This is a genomic window from Veillonella rogosae JCM 15642 (genome assembly GCF_002959775.1).
GTDB lineage: Bacteria > Bacillota > Negativicutes > Veillonellales > Veillonellaceae > Veillonella > Veillonella rogosae.
In genome coordinates this window covers 143,811-152,645 of sequence record NZ_PPCX01000008.1, presented here as the reverse complement: position 1 = coordinate 152,645, position 8,835 = coordinate 143,811, and the positions used below count along the sequence as shown (strand labels likewise).

The window sequence follows — 8,835 nt, the reverse complement described above, 5'->3', positions numbered from 1 at the left end:
TTCAGATCCTATACATAGTTTTAACTATATATGCACGAACCTTATGCTTTGTTTGCTAACAATTGGTTAACAGCTGCTTTCAACGCATCAATTTCAGATTGTTGTTGTTCAAGCTTGGATTTGTACTCTTCATTTTGGTTACGTAAGTGACTTACTTCATCTTGCATTACGTAGATAGAGCTAATAGGGCCAGCTTTATAACGTTCTGGAACAGCGTCTTTTCTATCACGGCTGCCACCAAATTTGTGAGTTACACCAGCATTTACCATGCTATGGCTAGAACCAAGTGTAATACCTACGTTGAACATAGTATCTTCAGTTCTGTAGTGAGCAAGACCGATTGCACCAGCTGTTTCACCACGGTAGTTACCAATACCTGCCATAATTTGAGTTGGTTCCAATGGATCGTATTGGATTGGTTTCAACGCTGCCATTGCTGCCGCATGTGCACCAACACGTTGTGTTTCAGCGCCTACATTGTTAATAGCTTGTTGTAAACCAGCTTTAGTATCTTTCAATTGGCTTACGTTTACTGCATCTGTATCAGCTGTACCAGGTGCTACACCATGAATTTGGTTACCACCATTATTCAAGCCGTCTACAGTAAGAGATACAGGTTTAGCTGCTGCATTTGCAGGAGTGATAGTCATACCTGCACCGTTAACTGTTGTAGAGTTACCAGCTGCATCTTTTACAGTTGTACCTGCAGGAGTGATCTTAGTGGATGCACCATTTTCATCGCCTACAGTTACGCTATTAAGACCTTTCAAGTCTTTAGCCAAGCTATATGTGAAAGTAGTTTTATCTTGTTTAACTTCAAGGTTATCACCAGCTTGGAATTTAACAGTGTCGCCACCTTGTACTTTTTCTACAGTACCGCCAGCTGCAGTTACATTCCATGCAGAAAGATCTTTAACTTGTTGTTTACCAGCATCTGTTAAGTTGCTCAAATCTTGATTTGCTGCATTATCGATTTTAGCTTTAGTTTCATCATCGATCTTAACAGTTACGTCTTCACCATTAGCAACAGTTGTTAAACCGTTTTCACCTTTAATATTGAATTTCACATCACCTGTGCTCAAGGATTTTTCATCAGTAGAACCAGTGTTACCACCTAAGGAAATCTTACGACCGATTGCTTCTGTGTTTTTATCGATTTGAGCTTTATTTGCTGCAATATTTGCTTTATTTGTTGCAATATCACCAGCATTTTTAGTGATGTTAGCTTTATTTGCTGCTACTTGGTCATCAACTGCTTTCAATTGATCTTCAGTTGCTGCACGACCAGATACAGGTTGTGTTTGACCTGGAACCCAAGTTTTATTAGTCAAGCCAGTTACTTCTGGAGTTTCTACACCATCAGTTGCTTTTACTTTTGGAGCTGTAATTGTTTGATTTGCAGTTACAGTATCGAAAGTAACATCTTTCTTAGTTGCAATTGTGAAGTCTTTACCATTTTGAGTAATGGAGATATTATCACCATCGATGAACTTAACTGTGTTACCACCTTCAACTTTTTCAGCAGTACCGTTATTAGCAACTACATTCCATGCAGATAAATCTTTAACTTGTTGTTTACCAGCATCAGTTAAGTTACTCAAATCAGTGTTTGCAGCATTGTTGATTTTGTTTGCAGTATCATCGTCAAGTTTAACAGTTACATCTTCGCCATTAGCTTCAGTAACGATACCATTTTTACCTTTAATATTGAATTTCACATCGCCTGTGCTCAAGGATTTTTCGTCAGTAGAACCAGTGTCACCACCTAAGGAAATCTTACGAGCGATAGCTTCTGTATTTTTAGCAATATTATCTTTGTTTGTTTTAATATCGCCAGCATTTTTAGTAATGTTATCTTTGTTTGCTGCTACTTGATCATCAACTGCTTTCAATTGATCTTCAGTTGCTGCACGACCAGATACAGGTTGTGTTTGACCTGGAACCCAAGTTTTATTAGTCAAGCCACTCACTTCTGGAGCTGTAATTTTTTGGTTTACAGTAACGTTATCAAATGTTACGTCTTTCTTAGTTGCCACTGTGAAATCTTTACCATTTTGAGTAATGGAGATGTTATCACCATCGATAAATTTAACAGTGTCGCCACCTTGAACTTTTTCAGCAGTACCATCGTTAGCTACTACATTCCATGCTGCCAAATCTTTAACTTGTTGTTCACCAGCTGGAGTCAAGTTGCTCAAGTCTTTATTTGCTGCGTTGTCGATTTTGTCTTTAGTAGCATCATCGATTTTAACAGTTACATCATCGCCATTTGCAACAGTAGTAAGGCCATTTTCACCTTTAACATTAAATTTCACATCGCCTGTGCTCAAGGATTTTTCGTCTGTAGAGCCAGTGTCACCACCTAAGGAAATCTTACGAGCGATAGCTGTTGTATTTTTATCAATGTTGTCTTTATTTTTAGCAATATCAGCTTTGTTTGTTGCAATATCGCCAGCATTTTTAGTGATATTATCTTTATTTGCTGCAATATTGTCTTTATTAGTAGCAATATCAGCAGCATTTTTATCGATTGCTTTTTTGTTATCTGCAATGTTATCAGCATTTTTGCCGATTTTATCTTTATTATCAGCTACTTGATCATCTACAGCTTTCAATTGGTCTTCAGTTGCTGCACGACCAGATACTGGTTGTGTTTGACCTGGAACCCAAGTTTTATTAGTCAAGCCAGTTACTTCTGGGGTTTCTACACCAGTTGTAGCTTTTACTTTTGGAGCTGTAATTGTATCATTAGCAGTTACAGTATCGAAAGTAACATCTTTCTTAGTAGCAATTGTGAAGTTTTTACCAGCTTGTGTAATTTCAATGTTATCACCATTGATGAATTTAACTGTATCGCCACCTTGTACTTTTTCAGCAGTTTCACCATTAGCAACTACATTCCAAGCAGCTAAATCTTTAACTTGTTGCTTACCAGCTGGAGTCAAGTTACTCAAGTCTTGGTTAGCAGCGTTATCGATTTTGTCTTTAGTAGCATCATCAAGTTTAACAGTTACATCGTCGCCATTAGCAACAGTAGTAAGACCATTATCACCTTTAACATTGAATTTCACATCGCCTGTGCTCAAGGATTTTTCATCTGTAGAGCCAGTGTTACCACCTAAGGAAATTTTACGAGCGATTGCTGTTGTATTTTTATCGATATTATCTTTATTTGTTTTAATATCGCCAGCATTTTTAGTGATGTTATCTTTATTTGCTGTTACTTGGTCATCAACTTTTTTCAATTGATCTTCGGTTGCTGCACGACCAGATACTGGTTGTGTTTGACCTGGAACCCAATCTCTATTAGTCAAGCCAGTAACTTGAGGTGTTTCAACACCAGTTGTAGCTTTTACTTTAGGAGCCGTAATAGCTTGATTTGCAGTTACATTATCAAATGTTACATCTTTCTTAGTGGAGATTGTGAAATCTTTACCCGCTTGAGTGATTTCAACGTTATCACCATTGATGAATTTAACTGTGTCGCCACCTTTTACTTTTTCAGCAGTTTCGCTATTAGCTACTACATTCCAAGCAGCTAAATCTTTAACTTTTTGTTCACCTGCAGGATTCAAATTGCTCAAATCTTTGTCAGCAGCGTTATCGATTTTGTCTTTAGTAGCATCATCAAGTTTAACAGTTACATCGTCGCCATTAGCAACAGTAGTAAGACCATTATCACCTTTAACATTGAATTTCACATCGCCTGTGCTCAAGGATTTTTCATCTGTAGAGCCACTGTTACCACCTAAGGAAATTTTACGAGCAATAGCAGCTTTGTTAGCTTCTGCTTTATCATCTGTTTTCTTCAATTGAGATACATTAACAGCATCTTTATCATCTACGCCATCAGCTACGTTAGTAACTTTCATGTCGCCTGCATTGATACCTTTGTCACCATCAATTTTTACAGTTGGATTACCGGCAGCATTGTTGAAAGATGCACTGTTCAAGCCAGTAAGATCTTTCTTCAAGGATACAGAAATATTTTTATCATTTCTAGCAACAGTAACATTGTCATCACCAGAGAAATCTACTGTATTACCTTTTCCTACTGTAGCAGTTGTTGCTTCACCATTAGCAGATAAGTTCCAGCTAGAAGAGCTATTAGCAACTGCTTGATTAATTGCATCAGCTACGTTTTTAGCATCTGCCATGCCAGGAGTTGCAGTAGCAACGCCGTTAGTTACAGTAATATCTTGCTTTTTACCAGCAATTGTAATTTTCTTGCCATTAGCTTTAGTTTCGATGTATGTATTATCACCATTTACTGCCAATTTGCTGTTAGCAAGGTTTACGTCGCCAGAACCAGTGTCACCTGTGAAAGCAAGGTTTACACTCTTCAATTGTGCCACGTTAACAGCATCTGTATCAGCTGTACCAGCAGCTACATAGTTAATTTGACGAGTTTGTCCTGTTGTACCAACAGCAACACCACCCAATGTAGATGTTAAGGTAGCACCACTTAAACCAGCATATTTATCAGTGCGGTCAGTATTTACATTATAGCCCGCTACACCTGCAGCAGTACTTGCCACAGATTTAGAGCCAATCGCAACACCATTAGTAACCGTCGCACTTGCACCATCACCAATAGCTACAGAGCTTGTTGCAGCCTTATCTGTAGATGCGTTAGGACCAATAGCAATAGACTCATCCGCTTTTGCACCAGTGTTATCTTTATTAGGTGTGACATCAGACTTAATAGACACATATTTCTGTGTAATTTGATCTGCAATAGCAGCTAACTGGGAACCATTGATTGCATCTGTAGAGGTAGCACTTACTTCACCAGGCGCTACGTTTTTCAATTGACGCTCGAAACCTGCAGAACCGAAGGAAACAATATCACCTTCTAGAGTATCATTGCCACCAGACCAAGTTGCAGTAACACCTGTTGGCAATGTATAGCTAGTTTGTTTAGTACCTGGCTTATCTGTAGTAGAACCACCACCTAAGGCAACAGAGTTATCACGATTTGCTTTCGCACCTGTACCAATAGCGATAGCATTTGTTACAGAATCATTATCGGCAGCACTTGTATTAACACCTGTTAAAGAACCAGCAATACGATTTTTAGAGTCAGCGCCAGTACCAATAGCAATGCCGGCATTACCAGATTGACCCTTAGTGCCCACTGTGATACCGATATGGTCTGCTGTAGCATTATTATAATCTCTCCACTTAATTTCATACCCTGTTAAAGCTTTAACAGCAGCAGAAACAGTAGCGACAGCAGGTTTACCTGTTGTAATATCGGTATAAACAGCTCTTGTACTTGTCATTTTATCAGCGTCATCACCACCAATAACGATGGAAGAATGGCCTAGCGCTTTAGTATTACCGCCAATAGCAATACCTTGGTCACCTTCTACAACTGCACCTTGGCCAGGCAGTACACCACCACCAATGGCAATACCTTGTGAATATCGATTACCAGCTTCGTTTACTGTCGCTCTAGTACCAATAGCAATCGCAGTACCACCATTTGCAATTGAATCTTTACCTACAGCAACACTTGGTGCATTACCATATATAGATTTTGAATAAGAATTTTGACCAATAGCAATCCCACCACCAGCAGTCTCTGCTTTTGCAGCAGTACCAATTACAACAGCATCACTAGTAGTAGCTTTTACATTTGTACCTAAACCAACTGCATTTACACCTGTAACACTAGCATTGCTACCTAAACCGACTGCATTAGCACCTGTAACACTAGCACTGCTACCTAAACCGACTGCATTAGCACCTGTAACACTAGCACTGATACCTAAACCGACTGCATTGGAACCTGTAACACTAGCATTGCTACCTAAACCGACTGCATTGGCACCTGTAACAGTAGCACCATTACCAAAAGCTACAGATGCACCACCAGTAGATGTAGGCACCTCGTTTACAGCCAATGCCACATTAGCATTAGTCATAGCTAATGCTGCAAAGATACCAGCTACTACAATTTTCTTTTTACCGCTATTGTTTTTAGCGAATTCAGATACTACTACGTAGCATTCTTTGGATTTGCTCCAAACCACCTTAAAAATTTTGTTCATTCTTCTGTTCTCCTTTTCTCCTATAAACCTTCTTATAATCTCTCTATATATATACTATTAATTTGTCAGTCATAAACGACTTTTACTTTTTTCGATGAAGTTAGTATATCAAATTCTTCGATATAGTTGCAATACCTTTCATTAAACTTTCATAAAAATAATAACCTATGCAAATACTGCAATTATGCGGATTTTTTTTATGACTTATGTCAAAATTTTACCATAAATGTGTCATTTTTACACCATAAATAAAGTTCTAAAATGAATATAAACTCATAATTGAATTTTTAAATTGTTTTTATATGATTATAGATATAGAAAAACACCTCTACAACTGAATAGTACAGCTCAAACTGTACAACTCCATTGCAGAGGTGTTCACTTCATTAAATTTATATAAACTTTTAATATTAAGCTTTAGCCAACAATTGATTTACAACAGCTTTTAAAGAATCAATCTCAGATTGTTGTTGTTCAAGTTGAGCTTGTTGTGCATCAATTTTAGCTTGTTGGGCTTCATTTTTTGCTTGCATTTGAGTCAATTCATCTTGCATCACATAAATGGAGCTAATCGGACCGCCTTTATAACGATCAGGAATATTTTTCTTTTCTGGACTAGAGCCAAATTTATGTGTCACCCCAGCATTAACCATATTATGTGTGCCGCCAAGAGAAACACCTACGTTTAACATAGTATTTTCATTTGTATAGTGTGCAAGACCAAGGGCAGCTGCCGTTTCACCACGGTAGTTACCTATACCAGCCATCACCTGTGTTGGCTCCATCGGATCATATTGAATTGGTTTCAACGCCGCCATAGCCGCTGCATGAGCACCAACACGTTGACTTTCAGTAGAAACATTACTAATAGCTTGTTTTAACTCTTTTGTATCGCTAGAGTTTTGTTGTACCACTTGATTAATTACCTTGGCTACATTATCGGATGTTGCGACGCCAGCCTCACCTTTAACAGTACCTTTGCCGTCAATAGTTAAAGTAGATGTTTTCACATTGTACGTTACTTCACCATTTTCACCAACCGTAGCAGTCGTTAAGTCACCAGATTTAAAGTTTAAACCATCTTTCAAACTTGTCGTTTGCGCATTAGCACCATCTGCTTTATACCCAAGTTTAACATTAGCCGCATCAACTGCTAAATTACTAATATTAGAAATAGCTTCTTTCAATTGACCTTCAGTAGCTGCACGGTTAGCTGTTACATTATTAGCATCCCATGTTGTATTAGCCAAACCTGTTACAGTATTAGCTGTACCATCTACCACAACATTACCTACAGTTGCTTTTGTGAAAGTGACATTATCTTTAGTTCCTACAGTAATGTCTTTACCTGTACGTGTTACTTCAACATTATTGCCAGACACAAAGTTAACAGTATCGCCACCAGAAATAGTCTCTGTAGCGCCACCATTAGCAGCTAAATTCCATGCAGATTTAGCCACCGCCGCATCAGATGCTTGGGTAATAGAGTCTTTTAACTGTTTGACATTAACAACATCAGTATCTGCTACACCAGCCTTAACACCAGCAATCACTTGGTCTCCAGCATTAATACCATGTGTGCTAAAACGTACAAGTTTGCCATTGGAGTTAGCCTGCATACCATCCATAGTATATTCAGCAGTATCCAAGTTATTGGTATTTTCAAGCTTCGTACCATTAGCACTAATACTAGTATTTACATCACCATCAAAGAATTGAGCTTTATCTTTGTTTACAAGAGCTCGTTTATCCTCTGTTTCAAGACCAAACTCTGCAGAATTCATATTAAGAAGATCTGGGTTCACACTAACTGTATAATTTGTTGAACCATCAGGATTTGCACCAATGAGGACATTTGTATTAACGCCATTCTGAGAAATAGTCGGAATTCTAACAGGCGTACTATTAGACTTAGAATCCACATAGGATTTCAATTGCTTTACGTTTACTGCATCTGTATCCGCAGTACCTTCAGCAACATTTTCGATTTTATTGCCACCTACACTAACCTTATCTAAATTAAATTCTAGTATTTTTCCGTCTTTAGCACCTAAAGTAATCCCTTTAGGTTCAATATATGTTTCAGATGTTTCGTCCACATCGCTCATATGGAACCCATGTCTAGAAATATAAGTGTTAATTTCACTTGTTTCTACTGCAACTAACCCTGGATTAAGAACAGTCTTCCAAGGAATACCACTGATATCATCTCCAATCATACTAAATTCATTGCTAGAAAGTTTTGTTACAATATCTCTACTGTCAAGTTTAATATGATTAGTTTCAATATTTATAGCATTAACCTGATCTGCCGTAACGACTGTTTCAGCCCCAGCTTGTAAGGATCCCCCCATTGCTAATGCAGCTAACACGGTAGCCACAATAATTTTCTTTTTACCACTAGTATTAGTAGCTAATTCAGATGCTACTACGTAGCATTGTTTGGATGCAGACCAAACTACTTTAAAGATCTTATTCATAATAAACCCCTTTTATCAATTCAATTAATACAAACACTATCCGTACATTAAGGTTCTACTTTGAACTAAACACTTTTAGTTTTATAATTACCGCCGAATTATATCATTTAATTCTCATTATTACAATAAAATTTCACTTTATATTCATTTTATACTTATAAGGGTAGATTTTAAAGTTATAAAAAAGTATTATAAATATGTTCTAGCAATAATAATCGTCTGCAAGACAAAATAAAAGCTATCTCATAGAATTCAACTTCTATGAGATAGCTTTTATACTGTTTAATGTAATTAAAATA

At 37.5% G+C, this 8,835-nt stretch carries 2 protein-coding genes; both read right to left on the bottom strand.

Translation table 11 applies throughout. The features are described from left to right. Positions 1–41: 41 nt before the first annotated feature. The gene (locus VRHSUH09_RS04610; RefSeq protein ID WP_105081521.1) at positions 42–6,056 is read right to left on the bottom strand and encodes an ESPR-type extended signal peptide-containing protein; all 6,015 of its coding nucleotides are present in this window, start codon (positions 6,054–6,056) and stop codon (positions 42–44) included. 410 nt (positions 6,057–6,466) lie between these two features. Then, positions 6,467–8,536: a YadA-like family protein gene (locus VRHSUH09_RS04605; RefSeq protein WP_105081520.1), complete on the bottom strand. Its 2,070-nt coding sequence runs from the start codon at positions 8,534–8,536 to the stop codon at positions 6,467–6,469. Between the last annotated feature and the right edge of the window lie 299 nt (positions 8,537–8,835).

Excerpts from the sequence above, each read along its gene's own strand:
- VRHSUH09_RS04610 (WP_105081521.1), bottom strand. The coding sequence starts at position 6,056 with ATGAACAAAATTTTTAAGGTGGTTTGGAGCAAATCCAAAGAATGCTAC.
- VRHSUH09_RS04605 (WP_105081520.1), bottom strand. The coding sequence starts at position 8,536 with ATGAATAAGATCTTTAAAGTAGTTTGGTCTGCATCCAAACAATGCTAC.